Source organism: Reichenbachiella versicolor, assembly GCF_003171675.1.
Taxonomy (GTDB): Bacteria; Bacteroidota; Bacteroidia; order Cytophagales; family Cyclobacteriaceae; genus Reichenbachiella; species Reichenbachiella versicolor.
Genome location: NZ_QFZQ01000005.1, coordinates 175,368 through 196,262, shown reverse-complemented (window position 1 = coordinate 196,262; position 20,895 = coordinate 175,368). Strand labels below are relative to the sequence as shown.

The 20,895-nt window shown below is 36.7% G+C and carries 17 protein-coding genes; 11 read left to right on the top strand and 6 right to left on the bottom strand.

What is annotated here, in order from left to right; translation table 11 throughout:
• Positions 1 to 159: 159 nt before the first annotated feature.
• The 3 genes from DKG80_RS11335 to DKG80_RS11325 all read left to right on the top strand — a co-directional run bounded on the left by DKG80_RS11335 (position 160) and on the right by DKG80_RS11325 (position 4,954).
• Complete coding sequence (locus DKG80_RS11335) at positions 160 to 2,841, top strand: right-handed parallel beta-helix repeat-containing protein (protein WP_162555833.1); 2,682 nt, start codon at positions 160 to 162, stop codon at positions 2,839 to 2,841.
• A 136-nt stretch (positions 2,842 to 2,977) separates the two neighbouring features.
• Complete coding sequence (locus tag DKG80_RS11330) at positions 2,978 to 4,267, top strand: oxygenase MpaB family protein (protein ID WP_109831456.1); 1,290 nt, start codon at positions 2,978 to 2,980, stop codon at positions 4,265 to 4,267.
• A gap of 9 nt (positions 4,268 to 4,276) precedes the next feature.
• The gene (locus tag DKG80_RS11325; protein ID WP_109831455.1) at positions 4,277 to 4,954 is read left to right on the top strand and encodes a DUF6989 domain-containing protein; all 678 of its coding nucleotides are present in this window, start codon (positions 4,277 to 4,279) and stop codon (positions 4,952 to 4,954) included.
• 50 nt (positions 4,955 to 5,004) lie between these two features.
• Here the strand turns inward: DKG80_RS11325 and DKG80_RS11320 are convergent, their stop codons facing one another.
• The 3 genes from DKG80_RS11320 to DKG80_RS11310 form a co-directional block, all read right to left on the bottom strand.
• Positions 5,005 to 5,394, bottom strand: a complete 390-nt coding sequence (locus tag DKG80_RS11320) for a hypothetical protein (protein ID WP_109831454.1) — start codon at positions 5,392 to 5,394, stop codon at positions 5,005 to 5,007.
• A 190-nt stretch (positions 5,395 to 5,584) separates the two neighbouring features.
• Entirely contained in the window at positions 5,585 to 6,025 is a 441-nt protein-coding gene (locus DKG80_RS11315; RefSeq protein WP_109831453.1) for a GNAT family N-acetyltransferase, read from the bottom strand.
• Positions 6,026 to 6,122: 97 nt separating this feature from the next.
• The gene (locus DKG80_RS11310) at positions 6,123 to 7,640 is read right to left on the bottom strand and encodes a sulfatase family protein (RefSeq protein ID WP_109831452.1); all 1,518 of its coding nucleotides are present in this window, start codon (positions 7,638 to 7,640) and stop codon (positions 6,123 to 6,125) included.
• 380 nt (positions 7,641 to 8,020) lie between these two features.
• Between DKG80_RS11310 and DKG80_RS11305 the strand changes: the two genes are divergently transcribed.
• The 8 genes from DKG80_RS11305 (at position 8,021) to DKG80_RS11270 (ending at position 18,014) form a co-directional block, all read left to right on the top strand.
• Positions 8,021 to 8,410 carry a response regulator gene (locus tag DKG80_RS11305; protein WP_162555832.1) on the top strand — a complete coding sequence of 130 codons (390 nt, stop codon included), beginning with the start codon at positions 8,021 to 8,023 and terminating at the stop codon, positions 8,408 to 8,410.
• A 228-nt stretch (positions 8,411 to 8,638) separates the two neighbouring features.
• A complete protein-coding gene (locus DKG80_RS11300) occupies positions 8,639 to 9,028 on the top strand; it encodes a response regulator (RefSeq protein ID WP_109831450.1) in 390 nt (129 codons plus the stop codon).
• 326 nt (positions 9,029 to 9,354) lie between these two features.
• The gene (locus DKG80_RS11295; protein WP_109831449.1) at positions 9,355 to 9,747 is read left to right on the top strand and encodes a response regulator; all 393 of its coding nucleotides are present in this window, start codon (positions 9,355 to 9,357) and stop codon (positions 9,745 to 9,747) included.
• 12 nt (positions 9,748 to 9,759) lie between these two features.
• Complete coding sequence (locus DKG80_RS11290) at positions 9,760 to 11,811, top strand: LruC domain-containing protein (protein ID WP_109831448.1); 2,052 nt, start codon at positions 9,760 to 9,762, stop codon at positions 11,809 to 11,811.
• A 224-nt stretch (positions 11,812 to 12,035) separates the two neighbouring features.
• The gene (locus tag DKG80_RS11285) at positions 12,036 to 12,794 is read left to right on the top strand and encodes a sugar transferase (RefSeq protein ID WP_109831447.1); all 759 of its coding nucleotides are present in this window, start codon (positions 12,036 to 12,038) and stop codon (positions 12,792 to 12,794) included.
• Positions 12,795 to 12,814: 20 nt separating this feature from the next.
• Positions 12,815 to 14,683, top strand: coding sequence for an acyltransferase family protein (locus DKG80_RS11280; protein ID WP_109831446.1), 1,869 nt, complete (start codon positions 12,815 to 12,817; stop codon positions 14,681 to 14,683).
• Complete coding sequence (locus tag DKG80_RS11275; RefSeq protein WP_109831445.1) at positions 14,680 to 16,869, top strand: GumC family protein; 2,190 nt, start codon at positions 14,680 to 14,682, stop codon at positions 16,867 to 16,869. The genes DKG80_RS11280 and DKG80_RS11275 overlap by 4 nt, the downstream gene beginning before the upstream one ends.
• A complete protein-coding gene (locus DKG80_RS11270; protein ID WP_109831444.1) occupies positions 16,869 to 18,014 on the top strand; it encodes a glycosyltransferase in 1,146 nt (381 codons plus the stop codon). The genes DKG80_RS11275 and DKG80_RS11270 overlap by 1 nt, the downstream gene beginning before the upstream one ends.
• Positions 18,015 to 18,178: 164 nt before the next feature.
• Here DKG80_RS11270 and DKG80_RS11265 read toward each other — a convergent pair whose 3' ends face one another.
• The 3 genes from DKG80_RS11265 to DKG80_RS11255 form a co-directional block, all read right to left on the bottom strand.
• Positions 18,179 to 18,709, bottom strand: a complete 531-nt coding sequence (locus tag DKG80_RS11265) for a peroxiredoxin-like family protein (protein ID WP_109831443.1) — start codon at positions 18,707 to 18,709, stop codon at positions 18,179 to 18,181.
• Between the two features lie 84 nt (positions 18,710 to 18,793).
• Positions 18,794 to 19,633: a helix-turn-helix domain-containing protein gene (locus DKG80_RS11260; RefSeq protein WP_109831442.1), complete on the bottom strand. Its 840-nt coding sequence runs from the start codon at positions 19,631 to 19,633 to the stop codon at positions 18,794 to 18,796.
• 208 nt (positions 19,634 to 19,841) lie between these two features.
• Positions 19,842 to 20,711 (bottom strand): helix-turn-helix domain-containing protein, encoded by an 870-nt coding sequence (locus DKG80_RS11255; RefSeq protein ID WP_221409114.1) that lies wholly within the window; start codon positions 20,709 to 20,711, stop codon positions 19,842 to 19,844.
• Positions 20,712 to 20,895: the final 184 nt, after the last annotated feature.

The following is a 20,895-nucleotide window of genomic DNA, read 5'->3' as shown; positions in this document are numbered from 1 at the left end:
CTGACATTTTATGTAATTCTTAAAGTACCGTTTTAATCAACCATTATCTATCATAGCATTTAAATGATATCTATTTGAACTATTCTGAGGAGTGTGTCTGTGTTTTGCAGATGGGTTAGGCACACAGATTCCTCAGTTTAGAAAAATAAACTGATGACTATGAAGAAAATGATTTGGAGCATCATGATATGCTCCCTTAGCTTGAATATTCTTGAAGCCAAGGATATTTATGTTGCTAAAAATGGTAAAGATTCAAACACCGGAACAGAAGCGTCTCCCTATTTGACCATATCGAAAGCTGCTCAAGTAGCAGTCGCCGGAGATATAGTTTACGTGAAAGAAGGTGTTTATAGGGAAACAGTTTCACCTTCAAAAGCAGGTACTGCAGGTAATCCTATTACTTTCAAAGCATACGGGGATGATGAGGTAACCATTTCCGCTACAGAAGAACTATCAGGGTGGACTCAGCATAGCGGAGATATTTACAAAGCCTCAGTGACTATGAATCGTGGTCTTAGGAATATGATCTATTTTGATGGTAAAGCCATGGACCTAGCACGCTGGCCTAATAATACAGATGATAATAGACACACCATCGATGCTCATCCAGATGTAACGGGAGGATCAGCTTCAACTATCAATACAAGCGGAGTTCCGAACGTCGATTGGGATGGAGGTTTAGTATGGTATCTAGGCGCTCACTCAGGGGCAAGCTGGACAAGAGAGCTTACTTCAGTGACTAGTTCAAAAGTGAGTTTTACGGCTGTAGATATTACTAAATGGCCGTTTAAGCCACATAATCCTACAGTTTTTAGAAACCATAATTATGGTAGGTTCTATCTGTTAAATGCTATGGGCGCTCTTGACTATGAGAGAGAATGGTATTACAAAAACGGAACAGTATATTTTCAAGCACCAGGCAATGCGAATCCATCTACTGGTTTAGTTGAATATGCTGCTAGAGAATACACTATCAACATCACTAAAGATTATATAGAATTTGATGGAATTAGTGCATTCGGAGGAGAAGTGATGATCGGAGGCCAATACGCTGTGATTAAAAATGGGCGGTTTAAGCATTGCCTAGAGACAGTCGATTTATTGACTAATAAGAGTGCTCAGATTAGTAATGGATCTATTACAGTCAGGTCAAAGCACGCCACCATTGAAAACAACATTATTGAGTATGGATCTTCTAATGGAATAATGGCTAGAAACACGTCTAATTATGTTACTATCAAGAATAATATTATTAGACATTTCAATACGATAGGTAATCACTCATCTTTGATTCGGTCAACTTCTAGAAATGCAAAGGTTTTGAATAACACATGTTATAGCACAGGAAGGGATGGAATGTATATTAACTCTTACGATTGTGAAGTAGCATATAATGATGTGTACGAAGTGATGAAAATCAATAATGATGGAGGTTTATTCTATGTAGTAGGAAATGATGATTCTAGAAATACAGAAGTTCATCACAATTGGTTTCATGATTCATTTGGTCCAGAATATGCCGATGGTCGAGCAGCAGGTATTTATTTAGATAATGATAGTAAAGGCTATACTGTCCATCACAATGTAGTCTGGAATATTACTTGGACAGGAATTCAGACTAACTGGGATGTTTGGGATAACAATATTTATAATAATTCGATTTGGAATGTAAGCGATGCCATGGGAGCTTGGTTACCCAAGAGAAGTGGATATCAAACTACTATACAACGAACAAAAATCTATAACAACTACGCTAGTAAGGAGGAGTGGCTAGGTACAGATGAGAAAAATAACATAATCAGTGCTGAGTCACCATTTCAGAGTATCGAAGATCATGATTTCATGCCGCGAGCTGGGGCATCCAATATAATCGACAAAGGTCTAGTTATACCAGGAATTACTGACAATGTCACTGATGGTAAACCTGATATTGGAGCATACGAGTTTGGAGGAGAGTCTTGGGCTCCGGGTGCTAATATAGCTTGGACTTGCACTACTGTTTGGTTTCTAGATAAGGATGGAGACGGTGTAGGTGATTCTAACAATTCTATTGAGAGTTGCGCTGGACAGCCTGATGGCTATGTAGCGATTTCTGGGGATTTATGTTTAGATGACCCCAATAAAACAAACCCTGGTCATTGTGGCTGTGGAGTGAAAGAGCAAGAATGTACCGAAGCCATTGATTTTGCTCAAAATATTACAACCGTACCAGGTATCAAGAATATTCCAGTTGATTTGGAATATGGAGTGGATGAAGATCGGGATTTGTTATTAGTGTTATTGGATGGTAATGGTGGATGGGTTGGTAATACAACCGAAACCGTAAAAGAAGGTTCTGGTATTCAAAGAATTACGATTAAAATGGGCGTTGCTCCTACTCCTGGGCCGAGCTATAGACTGGATGCATATATACTACCTGTAAACGGTGACGTGACTCAAAGTCTAGCTACGGCTACTAGAAATGTTTCAGTTAATGAACCAGGAGTAGAGGATTGTAATGGAGATGTAGATGGTATAGCTATGGTAGATGGCTGTGGCAGGTGCTCTGGTGGTAATACTGAGTTTATTCCAAAAGACGATGATTGTGATAGTGATTCTGTGTCAGTTATTAAAGAGAATGACAATGTTTCAGGTATTAAAGAGAATGACGATTGGTTAGTTTATCCGAATCCGACTACTGGTTCAGTGTATCTTCAGCAACCGAAGAAGTGGGAGATATTTACACAAGTAGGGGAATTCTTAAAGAAAGGGGAAGGACAAACTATTAGTCTGGAAGAATTGCCAGAAGGCATTTATATTCTTTACTCTGGAACCAAGTACACTAAAGTGATCAAAGAATAAGCCGCAAAAAAATAGATACTAAAAAATACAAACGCACTTGGTGTTCATCAGGTGCGTTTTTTTGTACAAGTTTCTAGTTAACGGTACAATTAATGACAAATCCTTATATATTCAAGGTTGATTCAATTATTAGCCAATGAAAGAACCAGTATTTGATATTAATAGTATTACCGTTGAAAAACTAGATCAGTTTAGACATGAAACAGACCCGCTAGCTGATCAGACAGTAAAAACAATAATAGAGTCAGGTTTTGAAAAACAGATCAACCAAGTCTTTATGACCTTGGTATCTAACGAAACTTATGATGAGAATACTTTCTCAAAATTTGACTCTGGACTTGCGGAGACATTAAATGACTATTTTCAGCAATCGTCGAAACTACCCACATGGTTAGACCCTAATAAGGTTGAGAAAGGAGAGCGAGTATTTTCATTGTATGGGCCACAAATCTTTATGATTCTCAATGTGAGTTCTTTGCCAATGTGCTATACCTGTGCCAAAGGTGCTCAAGTCTTATATGAGACAGGAAGATTGATGGCTCATGGTGGTAATACCGACCCTCTTGCTAGAAGACTGATGGAGACAGCACAGATGATAATCAATGTAATGGCTAAAGGAGGAGTGTCGGCAGGAGGAGCAGGAGTTGTTACCACACAGAAGATTCGTCTAATTCATGCTTCGATCAGGTACTTTTTGAAGTCGGGACAATTTGGAACTCCTTGGGATGTTCAGAAATATGGAGAGCCTATCAATCAAGAAGATTTAGCAGGGACATTAATGTCTTTTGGGCCAGTTATACTTTCAGGATTAAAGAAACTTAATATTGATCTTAGTGACGAAGAAGTAGATGCTTACATGCATTGTTGGAAAGTGATAGGGTATTGTATGGGGATTCAGGAGGAACTGTTACCAGAGACTTTTGAGGACGGCTTTGAATTGGCAACCAAGATTCTAGTGCATCAAGCCGAAGAATCTGAGGCTGGTAAAGAACTAACAAAGTCTTGTATACTCTTCATGAAAAATATAGTACCAGGCAATTCATTTGATGATGTGCCAGCATTTATGATTGATTACTTTTTTGAGGATTTATCTAAGGCTTCAGATAAGGATTTATCTTCAATAGTGGCCGTGGGAAGTAAAATTGACCTCAAGGATAAGATTGTTCTTTCCGTAGCCAAATTCGTCACAGGCTTGATCGGGAGTCTGGATCATTCAGAGTTTGTCAGAAAACTAACCTCGCTATTTAACCGAGCCTTGCTACAAGGAATAATTTATCACTTTAATGATGGTAAGCAAGTTCAATTCAATATCCCCCCTTCTTTACAGAAAGACTGGAAAATTGTAGAGAATTGGGAAAATGACTGGACAAGTCCTGAGATATTTAAAAAGCGATTAACTATTCAGAAAAAAATATACACTATCTAAATAACAATAATGGAAAATAATAACGTTCCCGGTCTAGACGCTAAGACCACCAAAACCATATTAATAACTTCAGGAATACTGGTTGCTTGGTCTGCATTCAGTTCTTTTTTGGCTATAGGACCAATAACTGCAAGTATTATTACTTACTCACTATACGCCTTTTACTGGTTTTATGCGGTTCACTATAAAAATCCGCTAATCCTTCGATTAGTTATTATAGGAACCATCGCCGGAATATTAGAGCTTTACACAGATCATTATTTAGTAGACACAATCAATAGTCTAGTGTATCCAAAGAGTGAGTGGATGATTTGGAGTTCACCAGCCTATATGCCATTTGCATGGTCCAACGTAATATTACAGCTCAGTTTTGTAGGAGTACTGTTAACCAAGAAATTCAATATTTGGAAGGCTTCCATTATCCTATGTTTACTAGGGGGGATGTACATTCCTTTATATGAGCACTTGGCAAGAAACGCTGGCTGGTGGTGGTATAATGATAATACACCAATGATTTTTAATGCACCTATCTATGTGATAGTTTGTGAAGGGCTTATTTCACTTTCATTGCCCGTTATTGTTGATTTTTCAGAAAATAATAAACTCGGTAAGACCTTTGTACTTGGGGTTGTAGAAGGAGTTTGGATCTATGTAGCAGCTTTGCTCTCTTTTGCTATAGCTGGGTAATGAATTTCAAAAAGGTATAAAGAGGTGGCTTAAGGTGTGACGCCGCTTCTTTATACAGTTGTAACTTCTTGAAAATTGACTAGCCAATCAAAGGCTTCCGCTTTATCATTGAAACACCTCACGCATTCACTTCCTGTAGCTTTTAAATAGCTATTGAACATAAGTTTTTTCATTCCGGTGATACCTAATATAGCCGCACATTTTCTGTGTTTTTTGAATACCGTATCACCTAATTCAGTTATTCTTTTCATGTAAGCTTGGGCACCAGAGCTTCCATCTACACCACGATAGTCTACGAGTAGAGGGATAGGAGATTCTTGTTTTTCTAGTTCTTCTGCGACTTTTTCAAGAAGAAGCAATTGATCAAAACTATCAGAGCACTGTCTATAGTCAGCTAATAATATCGAGACTCCCTCGTAATCAATGTATGATAATGACATAGGTGGAATAGGTAAATAATACAGGAGGCATAAAATTAGAAAGTCTTAGCTATCTGTCACTATTTATAGTAGAAATATTAATGATCAAAGTTTGTTAGCCAACCTTAAACAGTCAAGTAACATAAGGTGATACCTTTTAAATAGTGTGAATGAACTATGGTGACTTTTTAAATTTAGTTCCCATTTAGATTCATAACCGAAGGTTCATTTTTTGATGGGGGATGCCTGTTTTGGACGAATTATACACCGCACCTATAGTCTTAAAGCCATGTTTTTCATAAAATTTTAAAGCAGTTGTTCTAGCAGATAATATTATCTCATTTGAATCTTCGGAGATAGCTTTTTCTATCAGTTGAATTAAGATTTCTGAGCCTATTCCTTTTCCTTGGTGACCTTTAAGAATAGCCATTTGAGAAATAATTGCCTTGTTTTGTTTGAAATTGAGCCTGCCTGCACCTACGACAGTGTTATTATCCAAAGCAATTAGATGTAATCCTTCCTTTTCATCTTGGTCATGTATCAAATTAACCGCATTATTGAAACCAGAGAAGAAACAAGATATTCTAAGGTCAATGGCTTGCTGATATTTAGGATTGTCCTGAGTGATGAAAAGAACCTGCATATATTTCATTAAAGGTAGGATGATAACTTTTGCTTTGTTCTCCTCTCAATCACTTTGCTGATTGGAATGAATACATCTCTATTTAGAAAATGATAGAATATCACATTTAGAATTTGATCGGTGCCGTTGATCGCTTTTTTGAATCTCTATATTGATTGAACTTTGCAAACATTGATTTGATTCTTTCTTGTTGTTCGGGTTGATCAATGAGATTGTTTTTTTCTTTTACATCTTCATTTAGGTTGAATAGCATGAGAGGGGTTCTTGTTTGATCTGACTTATCCTTTTTATCAAATTGAACAATTAGTTTCCAACCATTTTCTATAAGTGTTCCTCTTTTATCGCTTCCTCCTTGAAGCACCATAAAATCACGGCCCTTAGCTTCTTTTTCATTTATCAGAATAGGTAGGAAGTTATAAGAATCTAAAGCTTGATGACTGGGAATACTAGTATTATGCAATGCCGCTAGTGTAGCCATGATGTCATTACCTTGAATGGCTTCTGATGAAGTGATACCACTTTCGATCATTTTTGGCCATGATACGATGAAAGGTACACGATGACCTCCTTCAAATGTACTATTCTTACTTCCACGATAGATATCACTAGAATTATGTCCAGCTCTGATAGACTCTTTTACTTTAAGACCTCCATTGTCAGAAGTAAATATGATGAGTGTATTGTCATAGACGCCATTTTCTTTGAGAGCGTCTATTAGCATAGCTACTTGCTGATCAAGTTCTTTTACCATATCTAAATGTGGAGAAGGTGTAGAGCCTTTGATTTTTTTACCATTGATTGATACAGGAGGAGTATGAGGCCGATGAACTGCCTCAGAACTATAGTAGATAAAAAAGGGCTCTTTTTTCTGAGAGTGACTATGAATATAGTCTACAGCTTTTTTTGCCAATAATGGTCCCATCTTTCTAGAATCCCATTCTGTATCTGCTAGCCCTTCTTCCTTATCCAGAATCAGTCCTTTCTTTTCTGCTTCTAGATAACTTAGAAATTCTATTTTAGAATTTTTGTCAAGAGGATACCATTTGCCATTTTCGAAAACAGCGTATGGGGCATCTTGTATCCCAGCTGGATAAGTAAAATCATAGTCAAACCCTTGGAAGCTTGGACCTCCGCCTACATACTGCGAGATATCAACATCTACTTCTCTCTTCCTATTGTTTGATCGATAAACTTCATTTGGATTACTCTTTCTTTTGAAATCTCCTCCAATGTGCCATTTACCGAAAAACGCAGTTTGGTAGCCCACAGATTTCATCAGTTGACCCAATGTTATGTCTTCCTTTTCAATAGGTGATCTTTGGTATGAACCCCAGACTCCCCATGGTTTATAACTCCGATAGGTATTGTTGCCAGTCATGATAGCGTATCTAGATGGTGCACACAGTCCAGCAGGTGAATGCGCATTAGTAAATGCCATACCTTCTTGTGCGATTTTATCTATAGTAGGTGTTTGTACAATCAGGTTTTGTGAGTGTTTACTTCTATAGTAGGATATGTCTCCTAACCCAATGTCATCAGCCAAGATTACCAATACATTTGGTTTTTCAGCCATTGTACTAACCCAACAAAATATACCGATCAACACCAATACTCTTCTTCTCATATTACCTCCATTAAGTTATCAGTCAAAAGTACTAGTTTGACATAGAGTCAATAAGGAAATATAGTTCAGCTTCGAGGGGGGAATTTGGAATCAGCGTGTTATCCCCATTATTAATGCTTTTTGAGCCCTAAAAAACTCTAGAATTAAATAAACAAAAAGTCACCTTGCCTAAAGGTTAGAATTACAGTTCAAACTCAAACTGCCCTCTTAAATGGTTATTTGACTCATTTCAATATTCTATAATCAAAGTTTCGCTCAAACTATAAAACCGTTAAAACTTACTGACCAACCGTAAATCTCGGTCAGTCATCTATTATTCTCTACATCGAGCTTCTATGCTTCTAGTTTTGAAGTACTATCAAACCAAAATACGAGAAAGAATGGAAAGCAAGATTATGATCATAGAGCCCAATCAAACGATGAGATTATTCTTGTTTAACTACTTAGGTCATTACTACAGGGTCGAGGCTTATGGTTCATTGGAGGATCTATCCAAAGTTGAAAAATTTGATCAGCCAGATCTGGTATTATACACTATTACGGATAAGGACGATACTTATATCAAAACACATTTAGTGCTAAGAAACTCAGCCATTATAGCCTTGACGAATGAAGATAATAGTGAGGAAAGGATAAAGGCACTTAGAATGAATGCTAATGACTCTATTTCAAAACCATTTAGTCCAGAGGAACTTAAAATTCGTATCAAAGTTGCGATTAGAAATAGAGAAGCTAGATCAAAAAATAAATCTTCAATTCTTGCAGTTTAAACTTCAGTCAAAAATTAAATTATTTCAATTAAAGAATCCTTGTGAAGATTGAAGCGTTAGGAGTCAAGAGTTAGGTTCTTTTTGTAAGTAATCAGTCGAGAATATGCTTATCACAGTAAAAAAACTTACAAAAAACATTGATTAGCCATAAAATTCTCTCACTTATAGGTTTTACTCTTTTATCGATGTTCCTAATTTTGTAGTACAATCAATCTAAACACTACAATTATGGAACACAAGATAATAATCATAGAGTCCGATCGAATGATGCGATTATTCTTGTTTAATTACTTAAGCAGTGAGTACCAAGTAGAGACTTACAGTTCGTTGGAGCAGCTGGTTGAACTTAAAGAGTTCGATCAACCAGATTTAGTACTTTATACTATGACCGACAAGGATGATACTTCTATTCGCACACACATTTCACTAAAGAATTCAGCCCTCATAGCCTTGACTAATGAGGATAAAAGCGAGCAAAGAATCAAAGCACTGAAAATGAATGCTAATGATTCTATCTCGAAACCTTTCAATCCAGAGGAACTCAAAGTTCGTATTGAGATTGCTATTAAGAATAACTTAAAAGGAACAGGTAAAGGATTATCTACTGTAGCGGTATAAGTATATAATTATACTAGTTATGAAAAGTTAATGCTTAGTGAAGAGTAGATATTCTACTCTTTCACGGGTGATATAGATCGTTTTGATTTGTTAGAAAGAATAGTCTGGTAGATAACTAGACTATCGGTGCTATTTATTGGTTGAATGGTTAATAACCGAAGTTTAATGGTTTTTTAGTTACGTAACTGGCGTAAAAATTAGGATCAACTACTAAGACCATTAAAAATTACCAATCAGCCTTAAATCAGTGTCAGTCATCTATTATCTCTTTTACGGAATAAGGCTACTTCTAAATTTGAGACATATTCAATACTAAAAGAAGAAATATGGATCGCAAAGTAGTAATCATAGAGCCAAACCAAATGATGAGATTGTTCTTGTTTAACTACCTGAGTAGTACTTACGAAGTAGAAGCATTTAGCTCTATGGAACAGTTGATTGAGATCGAAGAAGAGTTTGACGAGCCTGATTTGCTATTGTATACTATGACGGGAGAGAGCGATGATCTGATCCAATCTCATATTTCATTAAAGAATTCAGCACTCATAGTTTTAACTAATGAGGATAAAAGCGAGGAAAGAATAAAGGCACTTAGGATGAATGCATTTGATTCAGTTTCTAAACCATTTAATCCAGAAGAACTCAAAGTCCGCATTGAGATCGCGATCAAAAAAAGCGGGAAGAGAATAGAAAAAAGAATACCAACCATTGCAGTATAAAACCAAACAACCATGAAAAAGTTAATCTTCATATTAGGCATAGCAATCCTATTTTTTCAATGCAGTATGGATCGTCCTGATTTGGATGACGATCCAAACGACCCGATACCCGGAGCAGGGACTGATTTTGAGTTCAATACAGTTGACGATTCCAAAGTTTACGTCAGTTTATCTGATAAAAAAGATGATCCTATTGTGGGGGTGCCGATAGAAGTGATGTCTAAAAATGGAGATATCCTTTTCAAAGCTTTTACTAACGATCAAGGAGTGGTGGAAGATCATCTGAATGTAGCTACTATGCATTCTTCCATTTTACTCCATATAAGTCTGATAGGTATGCCAGAGTTATTTGAGGTTGAAAAACAGGCTTCAGGCTTCATATTTGAATACAATGGAATCATAGAAACAAGTCATCATGTTGCAGATACTGCATACACCGAAAACACGGGTACGAATACTGTTGCGATCAATAATACCTCTTCCCAAAGATCGCTCGCGGTTAATGATGTAAATATTACATATCATGGCACTTATAGTTCTAATGGTGTACCAGATTATCTAGAAAGTGTGAATGATGTAATATCTGCAGATCTTTTACTATTGATAGATGCGTCTCTTCCTGAGAAACAACCAGTACCTACTTATCACCCCAAATATTTAGATGGTGACAAGCAAACAGACATAGATGTAATTCAAACTGCGGACGTGTATTTGACCTTTGTTCATGAAGGCGCAGGATGGAGGAATGCCATTGCTTACTATACTTATCCTACGAATGACCCACCATCATCAGAGTCTGACATTTCTGAATTAATAGTATTGTTTCCTAACCTTTCTTACGCTGGAAGCGGAGGGGGACTTCAATCAGGTAACAAGGTACACCTAGGTCAGTTTGAAGCGGGTACATCTATTGGACTTGCTTTACTAGCTGATGGCTGGGATGGTAATAATTCAGAAGATTATAATCACTTAGTTTTCTCTAACAAAGAGCTTAACCCTGAACCAGACGAATCGATTAGACAGCACAATGTGTTGTTGTTTGATGAGGAGAATGAATTATTCTTAGTAGGTTTTGAAGATGTCAGAAGAGATAATATTCCATTCTGGTGTGATCAAGATTTTAATGACGCGATACTGTATTTCAGTGCGAACCCTATAGAGGCAATCAGCACAGAAAATGTTAACCCTATAGATAAACCAGTGGATTCAGATAACGATGGTGTCAATGATGTATATGACGACTATCCTAATGATCCTAATCTAGCATACAATAATTACTACCCATCATTCACTGAATATGGTACGTTAGCGTTTGAAGACAACTGGCCAGATCTTGGAGATTATGACTTCAACGATATGGTGGTAGACTACCAGTTCTTGATGAGATGCAATGCTCAAAATAGGATTTCTGAAATTGAGGCATCTTATATAGTCCAAGCATTAGGAGCAGGGTTTCGAAATGGATTTGGTTTCAGTATGGATATAAGTCCTAGCTTAGTGTCATCAGTAAGTGGGAGTTCGATCACTGAAAATTACGTTACACTCAATGCGAATGGAACAGAAGCAGGTCAAAGTAAAGCTACGATCATAGTAAGTGATCATTTACACGGACATTTTCCTACATTCGGTTTTGTAAATACCAGAACCGAGGATCAATACCATGATCCAGTTGAGCTTGCTGTGGATATTGCTTTTAGCTCACCACAGACTAATTCTTCTTTAGGTTTAGCTCCCTTTAATCCATTTTTGATAGTGAATCAACAGCGAGGAGTAGAAGTGCATTTACCTTCATACGAGCCTACGGATTTAGTAGACACAGACTTGCTCGGAACCAATGAGGATAGCTATGAAGGACAAGTGTCTCAGCATTATAAGTCTAGGTCGGGATTACCTTGGGCCATTAACATGCCTCAGAAGTTTGACTATCCTAAGGAAGGACAAAATATAAGACGCGGTTATTTAGCATTTGATGGCTGGGTCAATAGTTTGGGCTTCAGTTTTATGGATTGGTATCAAGAAAATGATGGATACAGAGATAATGATAAGTTATACAGAAAAAATTAGTTAGATAGATTGTGATTTTAGTGAGATTGGGGAGCTGGGGAGCTCCCCTATTTTTATTGCAAATGGAATAATACCGTTATTTAAGTAGCTTAAATGAACGTTATATAACATTTGTGAAGCTAGATCCTCCCATTCGTTATAGATATTGTGTATTATGATTATATTGATATGTATATGGTAAGTAGACCTTACTATATTTAATACACCAACTAAAACCGAAACATATGAAAACCAAAATCCCAGCCTACAAAAGAGCTTTTGATATTGTAGTTTCTGCAGGTCTAATACTTGCCATTAGTCCGTTACTAATCCTGATAGCTATTTTGATAAGATTGGAATCCAAAGGTCCAGTTATCTATTATTCACTCAGGACAGGTAGAAATTATAAGGTTTTTAAGTTTTACAAGTTTAGGTCTATGGTCACGAATGCTGATAGCATGGTTGACAAACTCAAAAAAACTAACAACCAATATTCCGCTGAAGAAGAAGCAGATTTGGAAGGGAAAGAATTAAACAGAAGTTTGATAGCCTTTCATCGAGATAATCCATTATTGGTTGGAAATGATTTTGCGTATGAGATAGATGACTTCGACACTTACAAGGACGGAGACAATAAGAATAGTTTTTTCAAAGTTCAAAATGACCCCAGAATTACCAAAATAGGTCACTTTATTCGTAAGACCAGTATAGACGAGCTACCTCAACTATTCAATGTACTATTTGGTGATATGTCTATTGTCGGTAATAGGCCACTGCCGCTTTATGAAGCGGAAAAATTGACAATAGATAAGAGTGTAGGCCGCTTCTTAGGTCCAGCAGGAATCACAGGTCTATGGCAAGTGACAGACCGAGGAAAAGCAGATGTAGATCCTGATAATAGATCAAGACTAGACATTGAATATGCGCAGAATTATAATTTCATAATGGATCTTAAGATCCTTTGGAAGACTCTGCCAGCTGCTATCCAAAAGGAAAACGTCTAACCATTTAAAACCTACTGCCTATGAACTGGTTAGAAATATTCAGAAGAAATACCAATGGTAAAGCCTACATGCCGCTAGTAGATGGTATCAGATTTGTTGCCATCATGTTGGTGTTATTTCAACACCTCAATGAAAGATTAATAAAATTCAGTACTACTATCGACCAAACTAGTGCAGATGGTGTACTAAGTTTTGCTATCAGTAGAGGAACTATTGGAGTATTTATCTTTTTCGTGTTGAGTGGGTTTATCATCAGTTTACCATTCACAAAAGACTCTTATCGAAAGAAGTTTGCTTTTTCCAGCTATGTGTCCAGAAGGTTGACGCGGTTAGAACCACCCTATTTAATCTGGATGACAGTTTGGGCCTTAGTTCTAGTATTTAAAACAGACGCTTCTTGGTTGAATACGGGAATACACTGGTTAGCTAGTATATTTTATGTTCATCAAATTGCATTTGGAGAGTATTCTATTATCAATCCAGTTGCATGGTCCTTGGAAGTGGAAATTCAGTTTTATCTGATTGCTCCGTTGTTGTTCAAAGCATACTATGAGATTAAAAAATTCAAATCCAGATCAATAGCAACAGCACTATTTGTTTTTATCTGGATTACTGTACAGCATTATTTTGGATGGCACCTTATGCCTATGAAGGCATCTTTATTAGGATATTTTCATTTGTTTGTGATTGGTGTATGGATGTCAGATGCCTTCAAGAATAGTAATGTTTTAGAAAGAAGCTTAAATCCAATTTGGGATGTTTTGGTATTGATCTCTCTACCAGTCATGGGCTTGATGTGGACCGAAGAACTCGTAAAGACATATGTATTCGCGCTTACCATTACTATTTTCTTTGTCGGGCTATTTAAAGGAGCCTATTTCTATAAAGTGCTGTCCAATCCATTAGTAACTGTGATAGGTGGGATGTGCTATACTATCTATTTAGTACACCTTCCTATAATGGAGGGAATGGGAAGTTATTTCTTTTCACGATTTCCAGCTTGGGCTTACGAGTTGCAATTGGCAATAGCTATTATATCTTCAATTTCACTAGTTCTAGTAATTAGTGGAGGTGCTTATCTACTGATAGAGAAACCCTTTATGTCAGGATCTATTAGCTTCAAACCCATCAAGTCTGATAAGAAAGCACCAGCAGCTAAAGTCTTGTTTAGTAAAGAGCTTAGAATCATTATTATTCTTCTAGTAGGAGCCTATGTCTCCAAAGCCGATTCAAACAATGAGAAGGTACTCAGACAAAACAATATTTTGCCATTGGCTGAGATTATTATGTTGGCTGAAAATAATTCTATGATCAATAAATCTATAGATGCTAATCAAGAAGAAATAAGAGAAGAAATTAAAATCCAGAAGAAAAACTGGATGGATCATGTATTTATTACTTCTAGTGTCAGTACTGGAAAAGGTCAAATAGCAGACAACCTTTATACGACTGATGACATAGGACAGACCTATCTTGACAGAAGGAATACAACATTCAATGTCGGCTTAAATGTATTCTTGCCTATCAGTAAGGTGGCCAGCCGAAGAAATAACATCAAAGCGCGTCAGTATCGGTTGGAAGCATTAGAATACTCCAAAGAAGAAGCGAATAATAAGATACGGTCAGAAGTCATTCGCCATTATAATGAGCTGAAGTATCAGATGAACACCATTAAGATGTATGCTGAGAAGATGGAAATCAATAAGGCTACTATGGATATGGCGGAAAAATACTTCTCAAGCGCAAGGATCGACATTGAGGCTTATCGGTCAACAGTAGATAGCTACTATAGTTCACAGCTGGAATATGAAAAGGCAAAAAAAGAAATAGACTATCGCATCAAGATGCTCGAAGAGCTAGCTGGTGAAACCATAATTGTTAAAAAATGAATGGTTTAGAGTTTGTAAGACTTTGTCTCCGTAATGTAAAGTACATTCTATTGACCATGTTTGGACTTTTTACAATGGCTTTTTTAGGAACTAGAAATGAGAAAAAAGAATACGTGTCTCATACATTGATGAATACGGGACTTATTTCAGGATACAATATCGAAAGTCAAAGTGGGAGTAGAGTAGACTATGCTTATACTAACAATGAGATAGATAACTTGATCAATTTGGCTACTTCTACAGAGACTATGCTAGAGTTATCCGTGAGCCTCGTAGTCGAGCTATACGATCCCTATCAAGCTAAAGAACTAGCACTGGAGGAGACGACGATGATAGAATTGGATGAAGCATTTTTAGAATTAGATGTCCAAGAATATAAATCTAAAGAAGAGCTCTTTTCAAGGTTGTTCAAAGAGTTTAAAGAAGCGAAAAGTGGAAACTTCTATGACTTATTTCATTCTAAGAATCCATATTTTGGATTTGAGCAATTGTCTACGATAGATATACACAGAGAAGGCAATACAGATATGATTGCTATGGAGTACAAAGCATCTGATGCCCGTATTTGCCAGATGACTCTTGAGCTTTTGACTCAGATTTTTTTAAAGAAACATGCTGCTATTAAAAAAGGCCAAACTGAAAATGTAATTGGTTTCTTCGAAGAGGCTACTAAGAAAACTTTGGCAAAATTAAATGACGCTGAGAACGAACTATTGAAGTTTAGAGTAGACAATCAAATCATCAACTATTACGAGCAGACAAGATTCATTGCAGGTAGTAGACAAGAGCTCGATAAAGCTTATCAGGCAGAACTCAAAACACTCGCAGGATCTGACTCTGTGATTCTTCATCTAGAAGAAAGGTTGGACGGTCACTCAGAGCTACCAGTTTTACAGGCATCTATTGCGGAGGATAAGTCTAGGATTTCAACACTGGCCTCTGAATTAACTCTCTTGAAATTGACTTCTGATGATACGGATCCTAACCATGACCAGAAAGTAGCTGATATTGAGAAAGAGATGGCTAGTATTAGGGGTAAAATGAATACTTCATTATCGGATGTGATGAAGCTGAGTGTGACTCCTGATGGTATTCATACCAAGGAGCTCTTGAATGAATGGTTGGATAATAATGTAATCCGGGCTCAAAGTTTAGCACAAATACAGGTGATACGTCAGAGACAAAAAGAGTATGAGAAGATCTACAGTACTTTCTCTCCCTTGGGATCGACATTGAAAAGATTGGAAAGAGAAATTGATGTAGCGGAACGAGAGTATCTGGAGAATTTACACAGTTTCAACCAAGCCAGACTACACAAGTTCAACATGATGATGTCGAGTGACCTGAAGGTAATAGACGCGCCATTCTATCCAGCGAATCCTGAGAAGTCCAAGAGAATGGTTTCCTTGATTCTAGCTTTCGTCGGGGGAGCAGTATTGTCTATTAGTATTCTCGTAGCGTTTGAGTTGATGAACAACTCTGTGAAGAATTCACATAGAGCAGAGCAAATTATCAACCTTGAAGTAGCAGGAACCTATTCCGTAATTCCTAAAAAGCAAAAAAAGGGCGGGATCAATTACAAGGCACTTAGCGATCAAGCACTCAATCAGTTCTTTCAAAAAGTCCGTGCAAAGTCGATCATCAAAGAGAATCCATTTTATGTAGCGGTGACCAGTACGGAAAGAAATGAAGGCAAATCGTTCCTATTGAATAAATTCTATGAATATGGTCAAGCTATGGACAACAAGATATTGTTTGTAGTGCCAGACGATGAAAGTGAAGATTACAGAGAAGACTTCATCAAGTATAGTATAAAAAATGAAGACGTGCTTCATTATAAAAGCATTCGAGATCTGATGGCAGATTCATCTGTTGACTTAGAAGAGTATGACTATGTAATCGTTGAAATTGCCTCATTGATTCATACCCCCTATCATCCCAACTTGATTATCCGTTTTGACATGAATGTGTTAGTATGTAACGCGACTAGAACATGGACTGAATCGGATCGAAACGCCCTCAAAACTTATGCAACCGCTACCACTACAGCTCCTCAAGTCCTCCTGAATGGTGTATCTACGGATGTGATGGAGGAGATTGTCGGTCAAGTCCCTAAGAAGAGAACGTTTATAAGAAAATTGATCAAGCGATTATTTATCAAAATCGGAGAAAAAACTTTTAAATAATGCCTACCTCAATTATCATTCACAGCCTACCCGCATGGGATAGTCCCTATATCAAATCTACGGTCGAGCTGGCAAAAAACATGGATCAAGACGCCCTGTTTATAGATTATGCATATACCTGGATAGATGTATTGAAAACCAAGCATGCTCCTAATTCTAGAATACTAGGTCTGAGATCTAGAACCAGAAAAGAGAAAGGACATTACGGTAATACAATTACTATCTTGAATCAGCCTGCTATTATCCCTACCAATAAGATCAAATGGAACTGGCTACGATTTCGGGTTCATAGATTGAATGTCCAAAAGCTCAATCGATTTTATCGAAAGTGGAAACAAAAGTTGTGCGTAGACCGACCAGTAGTCATCAATGCCCAAAACCCTGTTCAAGGTATTCATACAGACTATGAAGCAAGTTTTAGTCCTTCCAAAATTGTCTACTATTCGTATGACAATATCGAAGCCATGAAGTGGCTCAGTAAACAAGGAAAAGAAGCCGAGGCAAGGTTTATCAAGAGAGCCAATCAAGTAATATGTACTTCCAAGGGACTTGCAGATAAGTTCTCGTCGATGCATCAGGATGTGAAGGTCGTACACAATGGAGTCAATGACACTGTCTTTTGTCGTCAAGAAACTACTCCCAAGAACTACATTGACTATCTAGGTGCTGTGGATGATAGATTAGACCTTGATTTGGTTAAGAATCTAATAAGCAAGTTTCAAGATTACACCTTTAGATTCATAGGACCAGTCAAGTACAATAAACTCGCTAAAGTCGTTAACAAGTCTGAAAATGGACGAATGACAGGGGCAATGGGACAGACAGAGGCTGTTGACTTATTAGCGGAGGCTAAAGCCTGCATTATTCCATTTAAGTCCAACGACTTTACCAAGTTTGTTTATCCCTTGAAGATCAACGAATACTTATCTATGGGTAAGCCTGTAGTGACTACTAACTTCGCAGACCTTAGTTCATTCACAGAGATCGTGTCAATAGCTCAAAGTGCTGATGAATTCCTAGAAATGCTCTCCCAAGAGTTAGATTCTGACAATACCGACAAACAGCAACAACGTGAGTTTTTTGCCAAGCAAAATAACTGGAGATCCAGAGCCCTTCAGTTTGAGTTTTTAGTCGGGGATAGTTAGATAGAACCCTGTAAAACACCATTAATCACGCCCTGTTTGTGTTGCTAAAGCACTTAGTTTCGATATCGCAACCTGCTAGCTTTTGACTAGAGTAATTGACATCTAGGAAGTAGGAGCTAAAGATGTATATTGAAAAAATATCCTATTTTAACTTCTACTACTTTTTATTTCCATTGTAGAATATCATCAATAGGCAAGTGATCATCAAAGTCACTGCCATAATAGGCTCTGTGTATAGATTGATCCTCATTGATTAAAAATTCAGCAGGCAGTACTGGATCTTCTGGTACAGTTCTTAGACTAAAGAAACCTCCTTTCATTGCCTTCCATACTTTAGATGGAACTAGCATAGTTTGCAGCATACCTTTAAAGGATATCTGAATTCCATATTTTCTGTAGATATCAAATTTTTCGTCTGCTATGATCGAAAAAGGAGGGTTTTGACTTCCTGCATATTTCAACACATCTTTTTTAGAAGAAGCAAAAAGTGCTACGACTTTGATTCCCTTACTTTCAAATTCTGCATGTCTTTTAATCAATTGTTGCATTGCCATATTACAAAATGGACAAGCTGCTTTCCTGAAAAAACTGAGGAGTAGTTTTTGTCCCTTGTATTCGTTGATGTCAATTTTTTCTCCATTCACATCAATACTGGCAAATGGAATTACTTTCTGATTTGATTCTAGCTTCTTCATTTTGATGCACTTTTTTCATGTCAAAGAGAAGAAATTATAAAACCTAACAAATAGACAAAAGGATCAGGTTACTGGACGATTAGATCATGATTGAAATTGCTCTCTATAGATGCTGGGAGGGACACCTTCTTTTTTCTTGAAAGTACGAGTGAAATAGTATGGGTCATTGAAACCAACGTGGTAAGAAATTTCACTGATAGATAGATCACCGACTTGGAGTAGTTCTTTGGCTTTTTCGATTTTCTTTATGGTTAAGTAGCTGCCAGGACTATCATCATAGATTTCTTTAAAATCTCTTTTGAACGAAGACACACTCAACCCGCACAAAGTAGCTAGTTCCTCGATAGATAGATTTTCGTACTGATGTAAATTGATAACCTGTTTTAAATTCGCAACTCGAGGAGAGTATAGTTCTTCGATCAATTCCAATATGGAAGAAGCATTTTGGGTCTGGATTAATAAAAGAATAAGTTCTCTAATCTTTAATTCAAGTAGATCATCATTAATTAAACTAGGGTTGTCAAAATAGAATTCTAAAGACTCGATAAACTTAGTGATGAAATCATTATGAAGAATGATTTTGGTCTGATCCATTACCTCTCTTCGTTTTAAGGATTTTGGTAGTTCATTTTTGTACAGATGCTTTAATAGGTCTGGATACAGATGCACTACAATGACCGTCACAGGTTGAGTTGCTTTTTTCATCCAGTCAGCGAAGTAAGAGCCACATTTGAGGAGGACAGCCTCTTTATCTTTCAGGTCAAGGTTAACTTCAGAAGACAGCAATTTGGTCTTAGCCCCTTTGACATATATGAAACAGCCTTCATTGTGAAAGATGGCACTGTAGGAAAACGGTGGACGAATAATGAGTTTCTCAATAAGTTCTTTGCCCTTATACCTAAAAGCGATTCTATTTTCTATCATAAATACCGATCTCTTTAATTATTTCCTTTAAGCCCCTAAAATTTTCTTGGTTAGACCTTGTGTCTTTATGAATAGACTCGTAAATAGTTTTCTTGAATTTATCATTACTTTCTGGTTTCTAATATTGATTTAGAAGTAGATCATAATGGAATAAGATGCATGTAGTGTGTCTTAGAGACTACTTCTATCCGTCAGAGGTTTTATGGTTTCAATTTCCGTCATTTTCCAAAAAATCATTTTTTTCCTTTCTGTATTGTTTTGGTGTTAGTCCCGTAGCTTTTTTGAAATACTTTGTGAAGTAAGAATTATCATAAAAGTTAAAAGTATAAGCTATCTCCTCTATGCTGTTATCAGTGTAGATCAAAAATCGTTTTGTTTCTAAAAGAATCTTCTTATTGATAAGTTCACTTGCAGTTAGCCCAGTTATATTTTTACAAACTCGATTTAAGTTTTGAGGAGTCATATATAGCATGTCAGCATACTCATTTACTAATCTGATAGACATATAATGTTTTTCGATTAAGGTCTCAAACTCAAGAATCACTTTGTTTTGTTTTGGCTCACTTTCCAGTTTTGATTGGGAATAGATCCGAGATAAATGTGCTAAAACAAGTATAAGGTTGGCTTTAAGAATGTCATACTTGTATGCAGAGCTAGACATCTGTTCATTGATCATTTGACTTAAACAACTAGAAATTAAGTTTTGTTCAGTATCTGAAAGTGTAAGAATGGGGGTGCTATGAAATCTATGAAACAACGGGAGTTTTTGAAGCCAATCAATAGGGAGTAGTAAAAAATCCTTTTTGAAAAGGATTCCAAATGCAAATTCTACTTGCTTATCATTTACATCTATGACTTGGTTTGGGCTTATAAATCCAACATTCTGTGATTGAAGACGATAGTGTTTAAAATCAATTTTTATATCCATCTCTCCTTTTAGAACAAATATTAGAGCATAGAAGTCATTCCGGAAGGGAGTTAATTGCTGCAATTGTACAGGTACGTGGTCTGAGTCAAAGACGTAAAAATTGGTGCTATCTATTAAAGGAGCACTCAAATTCTGCTTCAATTTGCTCATTTTGTTGAGTGTTATGCTTTTCATAGTAATGGTATTTTTGGAAAAGAATAGTGTTAAAATACCAAATGATAATAGATTTTTGAGTTGCATGTTTTAAATGAACCATTTGATGTGTGATATGTACCATTTTTTCATGTCTTATCCTTTTAGTTTAGTGTTAAGTTTTTATACTAAATAGGATATC

Bases quoted from the DNA above. Each gene is read 5' to 3' on its own strand.
- DKG80_RS11335 (WP_162555833.1), top strand. From the start codon at position 160: ATGAAGAAAATGATTTGGAGCATCATGATATGCTCCCTTAGCTTGAAT.
- DKG80_RS11330 (WP_109831456.1), top strand. From the start codon at position 2,978: ATGAAAGAACCAGTATTTGATATTAATAGTATTACCGTTGAAAAACTA.
- DKG80_RS11325 (WP_109831455.1), top strand. From the start codon at position 4,277: ATGGAAAATAATAACGTTCCCGGTCTAGACGCTAAGACCACCAAAACC.
- DKG80_RS11320 (WP_109831454.1), bottom strand. From the start codon at position 5,394: ATGTCATTATCATACATTGATTACGAGGGAGTCTCGATATTATTAGCT.
- DKG80_RS11315 (WP_109831453.1), bottom strand. From the start codon at position 6,025: ATGAAATATATGCAGGTTCTTTTCATCACTCAGGACAATCCTAAATAT.
- DKG80_RS11310 (WP_109831452.1), bottom strand. From the start codon at position 7,640: ATGAGAAGAAGAGTATTGGTGTTGATCGGTATATTTTGTTGGGTTAGT.
- DKG80_RS11305 (WP_162555832.1), top strand. From the start codon at position 8,021: ATGGAAAGCAAGATTATGATCATAGAGCCCAATCAAACGATGAGATTA.
- DKG80_RS11300 (WP_109831450.1), top strand. From the start codon at position 8,639: ATGGAACACAAGATAATAATCATAGAGTCCGATCGAATGATGCGATTA.
- DKG80_RS11295 (WP_109831449.1), top strand. From the start codon at position 9,355: ATGGATCGCAAAGTAGTAATCATAGAGCCAAACCAAATGATGAGATTG.
- DKG80_RS11290 (WP_109831448.1), top strand. From the start codon at position 9,760: ATGAAAAAGTTAATCTTCATATTAGGCATAGCAATCCTATTTTTTCAA.
- DKG80_RS11285 (WP_109831447.1), top strand. From the start codon at position 12,036: ATGAAAACCAAAATCCCAGCCTACAAAAGAGCTTTTGATATTGTAGTT.
- DKG80_RS11280 (WP_109831446.1), top strand. From the start codon at position 12,815: ATGAACTGGTTAGAAATATTCAGAAGAAATACCAATGGTAAAGCCTAC.
- DKG80_RS11275 (WP_109831445.1), top strand. From the start codon at position 14,680: ATGAATGGTTTAGAGTTTGTAAGACTTTGTCTCCGTAATGTAAAGTAC.
- DKG80_RS11270 (WP_109831444.1), top strand. From the start codon at position 16,869: ATGCCTACCTCAATTATCATTCACAGCCTACCCGCATGGGATAGTCCC.
- DKG80_RS11265 (WP_109831443.1), bottom strand. From the start codon at position 18,709: ATGAAGAAGCTAGAATCAAATCAGAAAGTAATTCCATTTGCCAGTATT.
- DKG80_RS11260 (WP_109831442.1), bottom strand. From the start codon at position 19,633: ATGATAGAAAATAGAATCGCTTTTAGGTATAAGGGCAAAGAACTTATT.
- DKG80_RS11255 (WP_221409114.1), bottom strand. From the start codon at position 20,711: ATGAGCAAATTGAAGCAGAATTTGAGTGCTCCTTTAATAGATAGCACC.